Raw genomic sequence first — 17,251 nt, 5'->3', positions numbered from 1 at the left:
CTAAGTGGTATTGTTCATTTCCCTGATCATCTGAACTTGATAAATTTGGCTCTTGAGGTATAGGAAGCAGCATGTAAGGTGAGCACATAGCCTCCATTGGCCAGGGAGCTCACATCCAAAGGCTCCAGGGCGGAGCCTGGCACTGTTGAAAGAGTCTTTCTCAGCACCACCTGTCCCATCATATCACTGATTTCCAGGTGCTCAAACTGCTCTCCTGCACCAATAGTGATGTGCAGAAAACTCCTGGTTGGATTCGGATGCAACCTTAAAGGGCTTTCGCCTGGCGCAGGTTCTACTGCTAGGACAGAGGAGAAGCTGTAGGCACCGTCCAGATCAACCTGTTTCAGACGGTAGTAAGCTGTGAGCCGAAGCGGGTTCGGGTCGGTAGCCGCATAGGGGGTGGCCATGGTCGTATTGCCTTTGCCGGGTATAAGGCTGATCGTGTTAAAATCCTGCCCGTTGCTACTGCGCTGCACCTCGAAGTGTCTGTTGTTTTTTTCCATCGCCGTCTCCCACCTCAGTTCCACCTGCTGGCCGGCTCTTCTGGCGGTAAAGGAGGTGAGCTCTACCGGCAGGCTGAAGAGGGAGATCTGTTCGCTGCTGGCCAGCACAAAATCGCTGAAGCTGTTGAAAGGAAGATAAGACGTGATCAGGCCGGCAGAAGAGGTTTCATTGGCAAGAACACCGCCCAGGTCTATCCACTTATTCCCATCAGACTTAAGAATGCGCAGGTTCCATGGCTCTTCAACACCTTCAGGCGTACCGTAGGGCAGCGTAACAAAGGCGGCTTCCAGGTTATTCGGATTATCAGACGTAATGTTATAATGGCCCTCTTCTGATAATAGGCTAGTGGCAGCAGGCAAGGTACGGGAGGCTGGCGCACCAGGCAGGTAGGCTGCCGTGTAGCCAGTGAGAGATTGGCCTGTATGGTCAAGGTTAAGCCTCACGGGCGAGAACCTGGCCGCCGAACCTATCGGGAAAAACAGCTCATCTTTCTGCCTGGAGGAGTTCAACTTCAGCGGGCCCTGAATATAACTCTCCGCACTGCCTCCGGAAATGGTGCCAGAGCTGCTGATGGTGAGCAATTCGTCTGCCGTCGAGAGGATGTTTCCGGATGTAAGCGTTAGGGTGCCATGCACTGTAACCGGGCCTTTCAGTACGAGGGCGGTGGCCTCCCCAGCTACTGTTATGGAATGGTAATTACCCGCAGCCAGTGGTTGGGCTGAGCCGGCAATAGTTGGGTTGCCCAGCGCCATTTCATAAGAGGTGGCCACCCGGATCCCGTCGATGGTTAATCTGGGTGCCAGGCTGGCGGTACCCTGGCGCAAAGCAATGCTGGAGATGCCTGGTGTGCTATTGGAGGCAGGGGTTTCTGTTACAGCGAAGCCTGCTTGCTGATCTTCCTCTTTCAGGCTTTGCGGGTTCACATAGAGGGTGGTGGTGCTGTTGCCGGTGCCATCAAAATCGAACCGGACTACTACCAGCAGGGTGGTGTTTAGCGGGTAATTCTGTGGCGCATAATAGCCGGTATTAGTGCTGCCGCTAATACCGATTTGAACTGTTCCGGGCACTGTGCCACTTTTGGCAAACACTCTGCTCCTGAACTGGGTGGTGGCGGTGCTACCGTAGTGCAGGAAAAAATCGCCGGTAGTGGTGGCGCTCGCCACATTTACCAGAAAAGCAGTATAGACCGGAGTATTAGGATAAACTGTCTCAAAAGATTTATTGATATCCTGCCCCGAGGTGTTAAGGTAGGTGGCATGGCCAATGCCGCTGGAGCCATATCCAGTATAAAACAATCCTGATGATGTCACCTTTATAGCATTTGTTTCTGACCCGCTATGCACGGACCAACCGCTGCCGGTAAGCAAACTTTCAGGCTGATCTTCGAAGTTCTCCTCAAAAATAAGCTGGCCAGGGGCGGGAGCTGTGGTTTGATGCAGCCTTCCCGGGTTATTAGCTAAATAGTTTTCTGCAAAAGCCGTGTTGTTATCGTTGAACTCATACACAGCAAAGTGGTAAGCTGTATTAGGAGCCAGCCCTGTGATGACGGCAACATCTCCACTACCTGCATACGCCACAAAATTGCCCGATCCGATCTGAGCGCCGGCTCCAAAGGCGTTGTTGGCAGGGTAGGTGGTGGCATCTGCGGGAGCTGCGGTTACTTCACTTCCTTGTCGGGCAAGTACTATCCGCTTCGCACCGTTCCCGCCTGTCATCGTCAGGGTGATGGCATCAAAACCTATCTTGGAAACTGCCAAGGCCGACTGCATGGTAGGCTCTGTGGCCAGAGCAACGGCTGGTGTCGTAAAGGAAACGGTTGCTCCATAAGCTGTGCCGGCTCCGTTGGTGGCATAAGCCCTTGCAAAGTAGGTGGTGGAGGGCGTCAGGTTAGCAAGTGTGCTTTGGAAGGCGCCGCTGCCGGCACCGTCTGTGGTAGTGGTATGGGCAGACCAGTTGGCAGTAAGGTTGTTGTTGCTGGTGCCATACACTAGGCCGCGCACCGTAACCGGAGCATCTGCCGGGTTTGTGCTCACCAGGCCGCCAGCAATGGCGCTTGTGCCGCTTATAGGCGTTATGGCAGCTGTGCTCACAACCGGCCTTTCTGAGCCTGCGCCTGTCAGGCGAACCAGTTTATCCGCAACTCCTGCTGTACTGATCCGGATTTGTGCATGATAGCTCTGTATGGCGTTCGGCTCAAATCTTATTTGTAATTGGGTGCCTGCCAGCGTGCCGTCGGCAGCGGGTGCCAGGGTTACGCTGTTTACAAAATTGGCCATATTGCCAATGCGCAACCTGAACCCGGAGTTGGCGGGCACAGACACTGTTACCGGGCCGGCTAGGTAATTCCCTTGTACGGTCAGGTTCTGAATAGGGAAGGCGGGGCTGTTCTGGATATCCGCAAAACCAAACTCTATGCTTTCTGCCGAGGTGGCTGTGACGGGCAAGGCAACGGAAATGGCAACCGGCTGGCTCCTGCCCACGCTGCCGCCGCAAAGCGCGGTGGCCTGCGCCAGTACATAATAAGTTGTGCCTGCCGGACCAAAATGATGGCTCTGAGGTGTGTAGCTTGCCCCGATGGCACCAGGCACAGGGGTGTAGCCGCTTTCTTTACTGGAACTCACAAACCACTGATAAGCGGAAGCGGCTAAGGCTGAAGCCGTGATGGCTGTGCCTGAACCGGTGGTGGAAATGGTCTGGCTACTGCCCGGGCTCAGCGACACAACGTTTTCGGTGGGAGCGGCATTAATTGCAAAGGGTTCGGTTTCTTGGCTTTGAATGATCGGTCCGGAAGAAACCACCCGGACTTTATACCCGCTGCCCTGCCTGGCATTGGCCGGTATCGCTAACATTATTGGAGCAACAACCCCGGTAGAAGTGGCTGTTGGATGGGCAAAATGACCGTTCTCATCCGAAAGCTCCGCCTTAAACAGGTTGTCTTTCTGATAGGTGCCGGTTGTTGTAAAACTGACGGACATGTTAGTGCTCGCACAATATGGCCCAGGCGCAGTAAAAGTGGGAGCAGAAATGGTGGGAACAGGCACAGCTGCATCATTGGCCGTGATCACAATATCATCTACGCCCAGGGCCTGGGCATTGGTGGTGGTAGTGCCCGTTGTAACAGAATAGTTCCAGGCCAGATACAGCTTCTCGACAGGGGCCAGGGTATAGTTAAATTGCTTCTCTGTTACTGCAACCGTCAGCAGGGGGGCACTACCTGTGGGGCCGCTTCCATTGTTATTGGGGTCAGCACCTGCAAAACTTGTTTTGAAATCATCCCCGGCAGGTAACCATGTTCCGGCTTCGCCTGTTTTGGAATAGAATAATTGCATACTAAAACCTGCCGTATTAGTGCCGTTCCGGTATTTTTCAACCTGGTAACTGATCGTAAAGTCCCTGATAGTGCCAGCGCTATTGTTTTGCAGCTCTGCATAGAGGTTTACACTTTTTGAGTCAGAGCCAGTGGCAAGTCCACCAATGGCCCGGTCGGTGGGGTCGGAGGAGGAGCCGAAGTTGTAGGCGCCGTGTGTGGTCATGGATGTGCTGGCCGACTGTGTGGTAGTGGTGCGGGCACCGCTGTAGGAATTAATTGATCTGATAGCTGTCAGATTATCTGCCTTCCAGCCCGCCGGCAAAGGTGCCGTAGCGCCAGATCCGATTTGGTCAAAGGTTTGCCTTATGGTGATTCCTGGCACCACGCCTACCTGCGCCAGGAGCAAGGAGGGCATTAGCAAAACTAAAGCTGTCAGGTACAGGTATTTCCTGCTGCACCGGGCAAGAGAACGAACAGAACTTCTCACGATCAGAAAAATTAAAGGTGGATTTTAACCAGATTTTTTCTCTAACCGATTGTACTATTTGTAAGTTCAAAAATGATGCAAAAAATATGCTGATAATTATCATCAAATCAGTGAATTAGGTTTAAATGCACAGGAATTGGCCTAGGAAATAACACAATTCAGTATTTTCTTCTACTCGTTTTTCCACAGCGCCTATAGAACAGTGGCAAACAACCTGGCCGATATGCTATTACAAGAATAAATCCGGGAACAATGGCAGACGGTACTGGCAGATAAACCAGAAAGCAATTTCTCTGGCGTATTATCCGGAAAAATGATCAGCTGATTCACAGGCGAATGAACGTGAGGTTTGTCGTCTCCCGGCAAGATTACCTGCGGAAGGAGGAGGTAGTGCGGCCTCTGGAGGGGCCATTTGATTAGCATAATTTATCCAGCCTCTCAGCTCGATTGGCAAAACCCTTATTTGATCACGTCTCGTGCCCGCTCTGATACCTACCTGGAGGGGGCCAGAGCAATTATGCTAATGAAACAGGCCCTCCAGAGGCTTTCTAAGACACAAGACGCAGGATATATCAGAATCTTGCTGCAGGGCCCTTACTTCAAAAACTTACAGGATTAGAGAATTTTCAGGATTGCCCGAATAAAGAAGCTGCCGCCTGATCCGTAAAAGCGGGATTATGATTTTATCAGGTCAGGATTTTCATTTAGTACCGAAACTATGATAGACGGATAACCGAAGCTGAGAAAGAAATACCCTTTTAGCGGCTATTGCCTGGCTTGCTCCTTGTTTTTTATTTTCAAAAAAATAGTATTATAAAAATTAACCCTTCCTAAAGATTTGCTGTTTATATAGAAGCGAGACAACATGCCGGAATTTGTTTCACCTCTTGTGCAAATGATAAATAGTTATATTTCGCTTGTCGAGATACTACATTTAGTCGTTATTTCCAGGGTGATGCCCTTTCTGATGCCGCTAAGATAAGATGCAGGCCATAAGAGGTAAGCTGCACTAAACAGGAAAAGGAAATATGTATGATCCTACAGAAAGATAAAAAAGGTAATCTCCTGCTACCCCAGGAACATGGCCCATTTTATATTATTGGCGATGTACACGGGTGTTTTGGAGAACTGCAGGCGCTGCTGCTGAAACTAGGCTTCAGCCTTACAGAAAACAGGAGGCTCAATCGCTATGTGGCCGTGGCTCCGGGCAACTACAAACTGGTTTTTGTGGGAGATCTTGTAGACAGAGGCCCTAACTCTCCGGAGGTTCTTCGGCTGGTGATGGACCTGGTAGAGCAGGGGGTGGCTTTATGTGTGAGCGGCAACCACGACGATAAACTGAAACGCAAGTTGCAGGGCCACAGCGTACATGTGCGCCACGGGCTGGAGCTCACCGTAGCGCAACTGGCAGGCTACAGCAAGCAGTTTACTGGCCGGGTACGGCAGTTTCTGGAAAGCCTCCCGCACCACATCGTGCTGGATGATGGCAAGCTGGTAGTGGCGCATGCGGGGCTGGCAGAAATCTACCACGGGCAGCACAGTAAATCGGTGAAGCAGCTCTGCCTGTTTGGGCCAACCAATGGCGAAATAGACCACCTGGGGCTTCCAATCCGGCTCGACTGGGCTGCCGACTATTCTGGCTCTGCTCTGGTGGTGTATGGGCACACCCCGGTTAAAGATCCCCGCTGGATCAACAATACCATTAACATAGACACTGGCTGTGTTTTCGGAGGCATGCTAACGGCCATTTCGTATCCGGACCTGGTGCTTACCTCTGTGCCATCTACCACGACCTATGCGCAAACAATGCGCCCGTTTCTGGAGGTCCATCCACTAAAACTGCGCCAGCACTAAAACGGAGTCGTACATCGGCGCCTTATTTTGCCCGCTCCTCATCCACCTTCTTCTCTGACCTGTGCTCCTTTTTCAGGTAACTTTGAAAATCGGTCAGATTGGTTTTGTTCCAGAAAGGAATCTTGTTCTGGACCGCCGTGCGGCTGAGAACATGTGCTGCCACGGGTGCGGTCATAAACGTAAAGCTGATTATGGCCACCACTTTCAGCAGCATGGCCGGATGATCAAAGTAAATGCCAAGGCCGGCCAGAATAAGGCCCAGGCCCAGCGTGGAGCCTTTGGTAATGGCCGACATGCGTATGTAGAAGTCCGGGAACCGCAGGAGCCCGATGGTGGCAATCAGCATAAAGGCCACACCTACCAGAATAAAAACAGAGCTTATGGTTTCTTTCAGCAAAAAGGAGTCTAGGTTGTTTAGCATACGTCAGCGGATTCTTTTCATTAAAAAATAGGCGAAAGAGATAGAGCCCAGAAAACCGAAGAGCGAAAGAATTATGGCTACGTCAATAAAGTCGGCATTTCCGGTCAGCTCCGTGTATATGGCAATGATACCGATCACATTGGCCACAAACAGGTCGAAGGCTGAGATCCGATCGGGCAGGGTGGGCCCAATGGCAAATCGGATAGCTGTGAGCACCAGGCAAATACTCAGCGTCCCGATAGCGATGATAAGGGTGACAGAGAAAAGGTTCATGTGGTCAGTTCCAGTATTCTTCGTTCAAAGCCATGTTTAATCTGGTGCTTCGCTTTGTCCAGGTCGTCGTCTATGTAAAGCATATGCACATACAGCACCCGCCTGTCTTGCCGCACGTCGAGCGCAATGGAGCCTGGCGTCAGGGCTACCACACAGGCGAGCAAGGTTATCGACAGGTCGTCTTTGGCATCCAGCGGCACAGCCAGCACAGCCGGGTTTATCGCGTAGCGTGGCTTCAGGATGTCGTAGGCAATTCTTAGGTTCGCTACAAAGATCTCTTTCAGGATATAGAGAATAAAGAAAATGGCCTTCGGCATCTTCCGGAAATAGGCCCTGTTATACAATAGGGTCGTGATCCAGAGCACAGCAAAAGCAAGCATGAAAATCCCGCCTGCAGACCTGGCATGATACGACAGCCAGTCTGTTCTCTGGAAAAACTGGTAGGCAACCACAAACGAAATGACGGTATGTATCAGGAATGTCTTCATGTTACTTAAGCAGTACGGCGTTTATGTAGATTTCGCTGTTGAGGAGCTGCTCTGAGGCCCGGAACGCCAGACTTACCAGCGGCTCGGCATATAGCCCTATAAACAGGATAGCCAGAACCAGGAACAGCACAGGCAGGTGCAGGAGCCTGATCACCGGCTTGTCGGCTACGTTTATTTCTGCCATTGCGGCATCTGCAGTTACATCGGTTCGGGGCCTTTTCTTCCAGAAAACCTCATTCCATATTTTGGTCATTGAAAAAATTGTGAGGATGCTAACACTGAGGGAGGTGGCCACAAGCCCAAACTGCCCCACCTCCAGACCTGCTTTTGCCAGCATGAACTTTCCCCAGAAACCAGACAGAGGCGGTATGCCTGCGAGCGAAAAGGCAGCTATCACAAACATTGCTGCCAGCAGGGGCTGAAACAGGTAAACCCCTCCCAAATTCTTTAAGGTAAAGGAGCCGTTGGTTCTGTACACAACGCCACTGATCAGGAACAAGCAGGTTTTGACCAGGATATTATGGATAATAAAATAAATACTGCCGGCTATGGCCAGCGGTGTGAAGATGGCCAGCCCCATAAGCATGTACCCGATCTGGCTGACAATATGAAAGGAGAGGATTTTCCGGAAATCGACTTGGGCGGCGGCTCCCAGCACCCCTACCACCATGGTAAGCCCGGAGGCCACCAGCAGCAGGGGCAGCACAATGTCCTGGTTGAGCACAAACAACAGGGTGAACAGGCGAATCAGCGTGTAGAGGCCCACCTTGGTGATGAGCCCTGCAATAAAAGCTGAGATGGCGATGGGCGGGGTATGATAGGAGGCCGGCAGCCAGAAGAACAAAGGAAAAATGGCGGATTTAATGCCCAGGCCTATCAGAAAAAACACACTTGCCAGCGTTATAAGTCCGTGGTTGTCTTCGGCCGCCCGAATGAGCACGGCAAGCTCCGCCATGTTGAGGCTGCCCAGTATGCCGTATACCATGCCGATGCCGATAAGCAGGAAACTGGAAGCCAGGAAATTGATGGTGACATACTTGATGGAACCTTCCAGCTGAGGTTTGCTGCCGCCCAGGGCAATAAGCACAAAACAGCAGATGAGCAGCACTTCGAACCATACGTACAGGTTGAAAAGGTCGCCGGTAAGGCATACGCCGTTTACGCCCATTTGCAGCAGCAGCAGGAGCGGATAGTACCCATAAAGCAGCCGTGCGTTGCTCAGTCCGCGCAGCGAGAACACGAAAACTGCAATGCCCACCACCGCGCTTGCTACCACCATCAGGCTGCTGAACAGGTCGGCCACCAGGGTGATGCCAAACGGGGCTTCCCAGTTTCCGATGTGAGTCGTCAGAATACCGGCTTGGTCTGTTTCAGAAAGCAGGTAGGCAGAAGCCGCGCACAGGCTGAGTTGTGTCGCAACACCAATTACACGCTGTACACCCAGTTTCCGCCAGAAGAAAAGGCAGAGAATAGCACCGTACAGGGGAATCAGCAGAGGAAGAACCAGTATAAGATGTTGCATAAAGGGTTAAGTATCTGGATATCTGTTCAAGAACTGACCGGACTAAAACTTATAGGGAAACAAATTTCTCTGCCAGTTCCGGAGCTGAGAATGGTGTTTTGCTTATGGAGCATTTATAAACGTTATGCGGTCTGTTATATCTGATAAAAGCATAAATTATTTGAATGAAAAAGGCCCTCCAGAAGGTATAGTCCAGAAAATTACCAGAACCCTGTCTTCTGCAATTAATCGGAACCTGTTGCCGCCGCTACTCACTGGCCTTGTCCGGGTACTTTTCATGAATCCTGTCCGTTTTGTCCAGGTCGTCGAGGTCGTTTGTGCCAAAAACCTGGTACACACGTTTTATAAGCACAATGGCAAAGGCCTGCACCCCAAAACCAATAACAATGGCGGTGAGCAGAAGAGCCTGCGGCACCGGGTCGGCAAACGGCTCGGAGGCCACCTGGTCTGTGCCGGCGATGATGGCGGTGTTCCCCCTGGTCAGGCGCCCAATCACGAACAGGAACATGTTAGTGGCCAGGCCGAACAGCATCATGCCAATGATCAGCTTAAAAAAGTGCCGGTGCAGGATCAGGTAGAGCCCTGCCGCAAACAAAAAACCTACGAGTACTGGTAAAAGGATATCCATAGCTGCTTACTCTTCTGCCATTATAAATGTTATTTTGAGCACCACGCCCAGAACCAGCAGGTATACGCCCAAATCAAATAATATGGGGGTGCCTGGTTTGCCAATTATCGGCAGGTAATAATCGGCCCAAACACCCGTCATATAAGGCTGGTTGGCCAGCAAACTAAAGACCCCGCTCGTAGTCGCCAGAAATAGTCCGGAGGCAATTATAAAGATGGGGTCGATCCGGAACTGCCGTTTGTGCCACTCGGAGCCGGTGCGGACTTCCTCTTTCCTGAAAAGGTTCTTGTACAGAATGATCAGTTTATGAAGCAGGAATCCCTGCCCTCTTTCAGGAGTTAGTCTGTAATACCGGACAGTGAAAAAAGTGTTCGATGTTTCCTTTGGTCCATGCGTCATGGTATGAAATATGAAGCCAATGGCGCAGATCAGCCCCCCTATAAACCCACCGCCCGGATGGTTGTGCCCCCGGATCAGGATATACAAGGAAAAAAATACAAAAATCGGAATAAAGATGCGGATGGCTACCGCAAGTATCAGTGTCTTCATGTTTAATGGTCTTTGTCCATTCTGAGCTTCAGCATGGCATAGATGCCAATGGCCGCCACGCCGAGCACTGTTGTCTCTCCGAGGGTATCCAGTGCCCTGAAATCCACCAGTATTACATTCACAATATTACGGCCATGCCCCAGCAGATAACTGTTCTCGCCATAAAAGGTCTTGAGCCCTGATACCAGCGGATATTGTTTTACAAGAAGCGTGACGTATGTCATCATGGCACCAAACAGAACGGACACGATCATGTACCTGATTCTCTGAAAACGAGAGCCCACAAAGCGGAACTGGGGCAGCTTGTGCAGGACAAGTACAAAGACCACCACCGTCATGGTTTCGATCAGCAGCTGTGTGGCGGCTACATCCGGAGCACCGAACAGAACAAAGTAAAGGGCGCCCGAGTAACCGATCATGCCCAAAATAGCGATGGACGTTAGCCGGGAGCGCACCCGGATCAGGAAGAGCAGCGCCGGTAGAATGAGTATAAATAAAACCACCTCATACAGCCGGACATCCATGATCGTGACCGTACTTTGGCTCAGGTCCAACTCAAGCTGCGATTGGTTCTTCACCAACACCAACAGCCCTATTAAAGTAATGATCATTACAGTGATATAGACCCGGAGGTAGCCGTTCTGAATTATCCGGGTCAGGCTGGTTGATCCAAGCAGCAGCCCCTTTATCGCCAGCCCATATACCCTGTCGGGACCCAGCTTATACAGGATGTTGAACCTCGACGAATACGACAGCAACCGTTTCGAATACCGGTATACCACATAACCCATCAGCAGGGTAAGCAGGCTCAGGCCAAGCACGAGTGTAAACCCATGCCATAGCGCCAGTTCAAACAGCTGCTCTACCCCCAGCATAGCCTCGGCCGCCCTCCGTAGAACAGGCGTGACTAAGGGCGCCGGAAACAACCCAAACACCAAACCCGTGGAAGCCAGAATCAAAGGAGGCCAGAAAAGAGCGGGCGATAAGCTGTGCCTGAGCGGCGTAGGCCTGGCCTTCCGCCGCCAGAACAACTGGTAACCCAGCACCAGAGCGACTGCGGCAAACACCATCCCGGAGAAGAACGAGACGGCAAAAAGAACAGCTTTAAATGCAGTAGCCCCAAGAGCCGCCTCATACAAAAGCTCTTTCCCGATAAATCCGAAAAAAGGAAGTACGCCTGCCATAGACATGGCCGCCAGCATGGCCGCCACAGCAGTGGTTTTCATGCCTTTTCCCAGGCCTTGAAGTTGGCCTATCTCCCTGGTGCCGGTGGCATGGTCAACATTGCCCGCCACTAGAAACAGGGTGCCTTTATAGAGCGCATGAGCCAGCAGAAACACCAGCATGGCCTGTAGCGCAGGTGCAGAGCCAATGCCCGTCATGGTAACCAGTATACCGAGGGCGCTAATGGTGGTGTAGGCCAGTATGGCTTTCAGGTCGGTGTGCTGTATGGCCAGCAGCGCTCCTAACAGTGTTGTAATGCCTCCTGCTGTCATGAGCGAGTAATGCCATACTTCGGTGCCACCCAGCACTGGCGTTAACCGGGCAAGCAGGTAAATACCCGCCTTAACCATGGTGGCAGAATGCAGGTAGGCGCTGACCGGGGTGGGGGCGGCCATGGCATTGGGCAGCCAGAAGTGAAACGGGAATTGCGCCGATTTGGTAAAAGCCCCTATCAGGATCAGCACCAGCAGCGGCAGGTAGAGATCGTGGCTGGTGACGAGCTCTCTCTTATGGAGCAGATCGCTAAGGGTATAGGTCTCACCGGCCATGCCCAGCAGCAGCAGGCCGGCCATCAGGGCCATCCCGCCGGCGCCTGTCACCATAAGGGCTTGCAGCGCCGCATCGCGCGATTCCTGCTTGTTATGTTTGTAACCGATTAGCAGATAGGAGCTCAAGCTGGTAAGCTCCCAGAACACAAAAAGACAAAAGATGTTCCCCGACAGCACCACACCTGCCATAGCCACCATAAACAGGGTGAGGTACAGGTAAAAACGACCGAGCAAAGGGTCGCCCTTGAGGTAGCCGCCCGCATAGATCATGATTAAGGTGCCAAAACCAGTCACCAGTAAGGCAAAGAAGAGGCTCAACCCGTCGATATAAAAATGCAGGTTAATGTTAAGCGCCGGCGCCCACCGGTACACCACATTTATGGTTTCGCCGGAAAGGACCTGTGGCAGGTAACTGGCTAAAAACACAAACGCAGACAAGGGGTAAAGGGCCATTGGAATAGAAACATACCTGCCAAGCCACCTGTACAAGAGTGGTGCGAGAAAAGCAAGCAATACGCCGGCAAGTATGACTATAAGCATGTGCTGTCAGAAAATGTAAATGTTATATGTTAAATTTCGTATGTAACCCAAGGTTACAGTACCTATCTGCTCAAATTTGGTTACATTAGGGCATAAAACAGACCGGGTAGCTAGTCGTTAAATGCAACAGTTATTCGCAGAATATCAACAAAATCTTAAAATTATGTTTGTATTGAAACAAGTTATGGTGGCGCTCGATCTGACAGAAATGGATGATACCCTTATCCGTTATGCAGCCTATATTAGCCAACAGTCCGCCATAGAAAAAGTATTTTTTATTCATACGGAAAAAAGTCTGGATATGCCGGATGAGCTTATGAGTGGACTCTCGCGGCAGCAGACTTCAACTGAGTTAACGATCAGGGATAGTATCCTGAAAAAGGTGCAAACCTATTTTAGTGACTTGCCGCAGGTGGAGGTGGTGGTGTTTGTGGTGCAGGGGACTCCCGTAAAAGAAATATTGAATCTCTCGAAGCAGGAGCAGGTCAACCTGCTGATTGCGGGCAGAAAATTGCATTTGAGAGGAAGCGGCGTATTGCCTCAGAAACTGCTCCGCTCAGGTAAAGTAAGTGTCTTGTTTGTGCCGGAAAATAATAAGCCTAAACTTAATAAGGCGGTAGTCGCCATCGATTTTTCGGAGTATTCTCTGATGGCGCTGGACCGGATGCTTATCACGGCCATGCACAGGCCCGGCATGGAAGTGGAATGCCTGCATGTGTATGAGGTGCCTACCGGGTATATTACTCTTGGCGAGAGCTACGAATCGTTTGACAAGAAGATGCAGGGCTTCGCCAAACAAAAATTTGACCAGGTGCTGGCAAGATACCCTGAGTTGGCCGGCAGAGCCTTCCTGCGGCTGGTGAAGCAGGAGCACAACGATGATCTGGGAGAAGTGATCGTGCTGGAAGCGAAGCGCTCTGAGGCCGACCTGCTCGTAGTAGGGGCCAAAGGAAAATCGGCCATTGCCTTGTTTATAGTCGGCAGCGTAGCCGAACAGGTATTGCACCACAACAATGATATTCCGCTGCTGGTGTTCAGAAACGAGAAGGAAGAGGTAGGATTTCTGGATGCCCTGCTGGATACCTGAAAGGCAGAGGAGAGACCTGAAAGAAAAGGCAATCGGAACAGGTACAATACATAGGGCACCTAAACAGAATATTCAGTTTAAACGCTTTTTTGCCCAGCTGTTGAGATTGTTTTAAACTAAAGAAGGAGCGACTGTACAGTCGCTCCTTCTTTATGAATACAGAGAAAATATACTTACCCGAAGTTGTAAGGGAAGAAGCCAGAAGTTCCCCTCCGCAAATTATTCCAATCAAAAAGGCCCTCCGGAGGCTTTCTGCTGCCCACAAAGCCTGGGTTAAAGCCTCTTAATGATGATGGCCGCCTTCGCCGTGCACGTGGCCGTGGTCTATCTCTTCGCTGGTGGCTTCACGAACCTCTTCTACTTTGCCTTCAAAGAAAAGCTCTTTGCCTGCCAATGGGTGATTAAAATCCATTGTCACGGTTTCTTCCTCCACTTTTATAACCCGGCCCTGCAACTGGTTTCCTTCGTTATCGGCCATTGGGATAAAGTTGCCCTCTTCCAGCATGTTCTCCGGAATGCTGCCTTCAATCTCAAAAACGGACTTTGGCAGGTCTACCATCGCATTCGGGTCGAAATCGCCGTAACCGTCTTCGGCATCCAGCGAGAAGCTGAAGGCGTCTCCGGAGGTTAAGCCATCCAGGTTATCTTCGAACTGCTCCGGCAAACCGCTTGCGCCAAACAAAAAGACCATCGGCTGCTCCTTTGTTGCTGTTTCTATTAAGGTCTGCTCGCCATTTTCATCTTTAATACGAAGCTCGTAGGTGAGCGAAACCACTTTGTCTTTTTCGATTTTCATAGATTACTGGTTTTTTGTAAGACACCCGAAAGGTAGAAACTATAACGGAGTATGCATAGCAAAATTGCTATTAATTGAGTACCAGGGTCCTTTTTCAGGACTGTTTGAGTTAGAGTACGAGAATCTGACCGAACCGTTTAAGGCAGGCATTCATTTAACTCCCAGGCGCTTTTATAGGCGTTGATAGACTCGGCATAGCGGATAAAGGCTTCGAAGAAAGGGTGCTGGGTAAGGGTGGCGCTGTCGCCTACGATCACCAGTTTTTTCTTGGCCCGGGTCATGCCCACGTTCATGCGCCGAATGTCACTCAGGAAGCCGATCTCGCCTTTCTCGTTGCTGCGCACCATGCTCATGTAGATAATGTCGCGCTCCTGCCCCTGAAAACTGTCTACGGTTCCCACCGAAAGCTGGCGTTTGCTCCGCAGCTCGTGCAGCAGCGGCATATGCTCTACTTTGTCTTCGAGGTAATTGATCTGGGCCCGATAGGGCGCAATGACGCCGATGCGCAAAGGTGCATCTTCGGCAGCAGGCGTGTAGTCTTTCAGCGTAAATTGCAGGTGGTTGAGCAGCAGATCAGCCTCCTCGGGGTTCGCGGAGCTTTGCGTCTCGGCCATATCGGTTTCGTTGTAGCCACAGCCGGCGGTATCGATGAACTCCACTGCCAGCCCTGCCGCAAAGTGTGGGTCGTACTGGTGCAGATCAGACTCACGCACGCTCTCGTGCGCCTCCAGTTCCCCATGGTAAAACTGCTGGTTCGAGAATTCCATGATGTGGTGGTGCATCCGGTACTGGGTCTTTAGCATAACCGATACCTGGGGTTGCCGCTCTATGCACTTTTCGAACAAAGTGCGGCTGAGTCCGCCTTTTTCCGCCTCAAACGATTTTACGGTAGGAGGGAGCTGGCAGTGGTCTCCCGCCAGCACCACCCGGTTTGCCCTGGAAATCGGTATCCAGCAGGCTGGCTCCAGTGCCTGCGCCGCCTCATCTATGAACACGGTGTCGTAGCTCAGGTGGCGGATGGCCTTGTTGGCAGAACCCACCAGGGTACAGGTAATTACCTGCACGTTGTCGAGCAGGTCTTCGGTAATGTAGTGCTCCACCTGGTCGGCCTGCTCCAGCAGGCGCTGGCTTTCGTTCTTGTAGAACTGGCGCTGCACCCGCTCCTCGTGCCCGAATTTGCGCTTAAACTGGTACGCCATGCGTTTGTATTCTGCCGCCGTTTTTCTAAAGCTTTTGAGGTCTTTATAAGCCTTGTGGCTCATTACCTGCGCATCAAGCGTATGCTCCAGCAGCACATCCGACACCCGAGATGGGTTGCCGATCCGGATCACATTCACGCCTTCGTTGGCCAGCTTCTCGGTCAGCAGGTCTACAGCTGTGTTGGAGGGAGCCGTTACGAGCAGGCGACGCTGTGTCTGGAGCGTGTACAGAATGGCCTGCACCAGGGTGGTGGTCTTGCCTGTTCCCGGAGGGCCGTGGATGATCGCCACATCTTTTGCCTGCGCAATTTTCTGCACCGCCTCGTTCTGCGATTGGTTCAGAGCCGGTATGGCTTCTACAGGTACATCGTTGAAAGCGGGAGCTACTTCGCCCAGCAGGATGTCGCGGAGTTGGGCCAATCGGGTGCCGGTCGCTTCCATTACTTTGCGCATGGCGATTTCCATCTCACGGTAGCTCATCTCATCAAAGGTCAGCTCGATGCCCAGTTTGCCGTCGTCCACCCAGTCGGGCAGGTCTTCTTTGTTGGTGGCCAGCAGCACCTTGTTTCGACGCAACCCCACAATTACCCCCGACAGGTTGGTACGCTCGCCCTGGTTAGAGAACAGCGCGGCAGCCTTTCCCGTCTGGAAAAGGTGCAGCTGGTCCCGGCCGGAGGTGCGCTCCAGCTCCAGCACCACTTTGTTTCCGAAGCCGATCTCTTCTTTGGCGATCACCACCGGGTACCAGCAAAAGCCCATGGCTTTGCGCTCTGCAATGGAGCTTTTGAGGCTTTTAGCCTTGAATTGCTGGCGGTCTTCTTCCTGCTCAATTTTAAGCAGTTCCTGCACCAGCTTTAGTTCCTGTAACGTTTCGTCCGTCATGTATATCAAAAAAGGCTGGACATACGCACCAGCCCTTGTTTTAGCTTAAAAAATTGCACTAAATATCACGTCTTATAACACACAAAAGGCTGAATTTGATTCCTCATCCGCTAAAAATATTAGTAAAACTCCTGCAGCTCCAGCAAAGTACTTTTTCCTGCTAAATTATTCTAATAAAAATAGCCTTCCGGAGGTTTCTGCTGCACTTGCTGCTCCTTAAACGAAGCAAAAAGGAAAATCTGTATGTCAGGCCTGCTTCCATATGGCTGTTGGCGGCCAGAGCTAAAAAAAAACAAGAAAGAGCAGGGAGGCATGCGCCTGAATAATTTTCAATCTCTGATTTTGAAAGTGGCCCCCCTCGTGTTACCGGCTTTTCTTCTTTTTACCCGTAGCCAATGCCTTGCCAAGCCTTATCTGGAGCAGCACTGCATACAGAAATATAATAAAAGCCGCCACCGCCAGAATAGCGATCACTTTGTCTTTGCCGTAACGCCTGTCGTCGGATGCGGCCAATTCTGCCCTGATGTCCTGCATGGTGCGCTCCCTTTTTTTCAGCTGGCTCTCCAGGGTGTTTATCTGGCTCTGCAAGCCAGCAATGCGCTCATTTATCTGGCGCTGGTCTACCTGCACCTGCTTGCCGCTACGTTGTATCTCCACCGTATTTTCGGCCACTTTTTTTATGCTGGCTGCCTTTACGGCACTTATCAGTTCTGAGTCTTTGTTGATGATCTTTTTGAGGGTCTCAATAATGGCCATCAGGTCAGCCTTCGACTTCTTTCCCCAGAAATTGCTGTTCTGCTGGTTGTAAAACTGGTACTCCATCACCAACTGCTCCCGCTCTTCCATCAGGCTGGCAAGCCGCTCGTCCTGCTGTGCCTTTACTCCCGTAAAGCACAGGCATACCATTGCCATGGCTATTAGTTTCTTCTTCATCCCTTT

At 51.4% G+C, this 17,251-nt stretch carries 13 protein-coding genes; 2 read left to right on the top strand and 11 right to left on the bottom strand.

Annotated features, from left to right (window positions below):
• Window positions 1–26: 26 nt before the first annotated feature.
• Window positions 27–4,229: a T9SS type A sorting domain-containing protein gene (locus FJM74_RS01720; protein ID WP_187260821.1), complete on the bottom strand. Its 4,203-nt coding sequence runs from the start codon at window positions 4,227–4,229 to the stop codon at window positions 27–29.
• Window positions 4,230–5,333: 1,104 nt separating this feature from the next.
• Here FJM74_RS01720 and FJM74_RS01715 point away from each other — a divergent pair.
• Window positions 5,334–6,155, top strand: a complete 822-nt coding sequence (locus FJM74_RS01715; RefSeq protein ID WP_187260820.1) for a metallophosphoesterase — start codon at window positions 5,334–5,336, stop codon at window positions 6,153–6,155.
• 22 nt (window positions 6,156–6,177) lie between these two features.
• On the opposite strand, the gene mnhG is transcribed toward FJM74_RS01715, so the two are convergent.
• The 7 genes from mnhG to FJM74_RS01680 form a co-directional block, all read right to left on the bottom strand.
• The gene (gene mnhG, locus FJM74_RS01710; RefSeq protein WP_187260819.1) at window positions 6,178–6,576 is read right to left on the bottom strand and encodes a monovalent cation/H(+) antiporter subunit G; all 399 of its coding nucleotides are present in this window, start codon (window positions 6,574–6,576) and stop codon (window positions 6,178–6,180) included.
• 3 nt (window positions 6,577–6,579) lie between these two features.
• Complete coding sequence (locus FJM74_RS01705; protein ID WP_187260818.1) at window positions 6,580–6,849, bottom strand: monovalent cation/H+ antiporter complex subunit F; 270 nt, start codon at window positions 6,847–6,849, stop codon at window positions 6,580–6,582.
• The gene (locus tag FJM74_RS01700; protein ID WP_187260817.1) at window positions 6,846–7,337 is read right to left on the bottom strand and encodes a Na+/H+ antiporter subunit E; all 492 of its coding nucleotides are present in this window, start codon (window positions 7,335–7,337) and stop codon (window positions 6,846–6,848) included. The genes FJM74_RS01705 and FJM74_RS01700 overlap by 4 nt, the downstream gene beginning before the upstream one ends.
• Before the next feature lies 1 nt (window position 7,338).
• On the bottom strand, window positions 7,339–8,859 hold the full coding sequence (locus tag FJM74_RS01695; protein WP_187260816.1) for a proton-conducting transporter transmembrane domain-containing protein: 1,521 nt from the start codon (window positions 8,857–8,859) through the stop codon (window positions 7,339–7,341).
• 247 nt (window positions 8,860–9,106) lie between these two features.
• Window positions 9,107–9,487, bottom strand: a complete 381-nt coding sequence (locus FJM74_RS01690) for a Na+/H+ antiporter subunit C (protein WP_187260815.1) — start codon at window positions 9,485–9,487, stop codon at window positions 9,107–9,109.
• 6 nt (window positions 9,488–9,493) lie between these two features.
• The gene (locus FJM74_RS01685; protein ID WP_187260814.1) at window positions 9,494–10,036 is read right to left on the bottom strand and encodes an MnhB domain-containing protein; all 543 of its coding nucleotides are present in this window, start codon (window positions 10,034–10,036) and stop codon (window positions 9,494–9,496) included.
• Window positions 10,037–10,038: 2 nt separating this feature from the next.
• A complete protein-coding gene (locus tag FJM74_RS01680) occupies window positions 10,039–12,348 on the bottom strand; it encodes a putative monovalent cation/H+ antiporter subunit A (RefSeq protein WP_187260813.1) in 2,310 nt (769 codons plus the stop codon).
• 163 nt (window positions 12,349–12,511) lie between these two features.
• Here FJM74_RS01680 and FJM74_RS01675 point away from each other — a divergent pair, with 163 nt between their 5' ends.
• Entirely contained in the window at window positions 12,512–13,435 is a 924-nt protein-coding gene (locus FJM74_RS01675; protein WP_187260812.1) for a universal stress protein, read from the top strand.
• A 283-nt stretch (window positions 13,436–13,718) separates the two neighbouring features.
• Here FJM74_RS01675 and FJM74_RS01670 read toward each other — a convergent pair whose 3' ends face one another.
• The 3 genes from FJM74_RS01670 to FJM74_RS01660 all read right to left on the bottom strand — a co-directional run bounded on the left by FJM74_RS01670 (window position 13,719) and on the right by FJM74_RS01660 (window position 17,245).
• Window positions 13,719–14,231, bottom strand: coding sequence for an FKBP-type peptidyl-prolyl cis-trans isomerase (locus tag FJM74_RS01670; protein WP_187260811.1), 513 nt, complete (start codon window positions 14,229–14,231; stop codon window positions 13,719–13,721).
• Window positions 14,232–14,368: 137 nt separating this feature from the next.
• Window positions 14,369–16,312 (bottom strand): IGHMBP2 family helicase, encoded by a 1,944-nt coding sequence (locus FJM74_RS01665; RefSeq protein ID WP_187260810.1) that lies wholly within the window; start codon window positions 16,310–16,312, stop codon window positions 14,369–14,371.
• A gap of 363 nt (window positions 16,313–16,675) precedes the next feature.
• Entirely contained in the window at window positions 16,676–17,245 is a 570-nt protein-coding gene (locus tag FJM74_RS01660) for a hypothetical protein (protein WP_187260809.1), read from the bottom strand.
• Window positions 17,246–17,251 lie beyond the last annotated feature (6 nt).

The organism is Pontibacter beigongshangensis (assembly GCF_014332515.1).
GTDB classification, from domain to species: Bacteria; Bacteroidota; Bacteroidia; order Cytophagales; family Hymenobacteraceae; genus Pontibacter; species Pontibacter beigongshangensis.
Note: the sequence above shows the minus strand (reverse complement) of the source record. Positions and strands in the feature narration are given on the sequence as shown.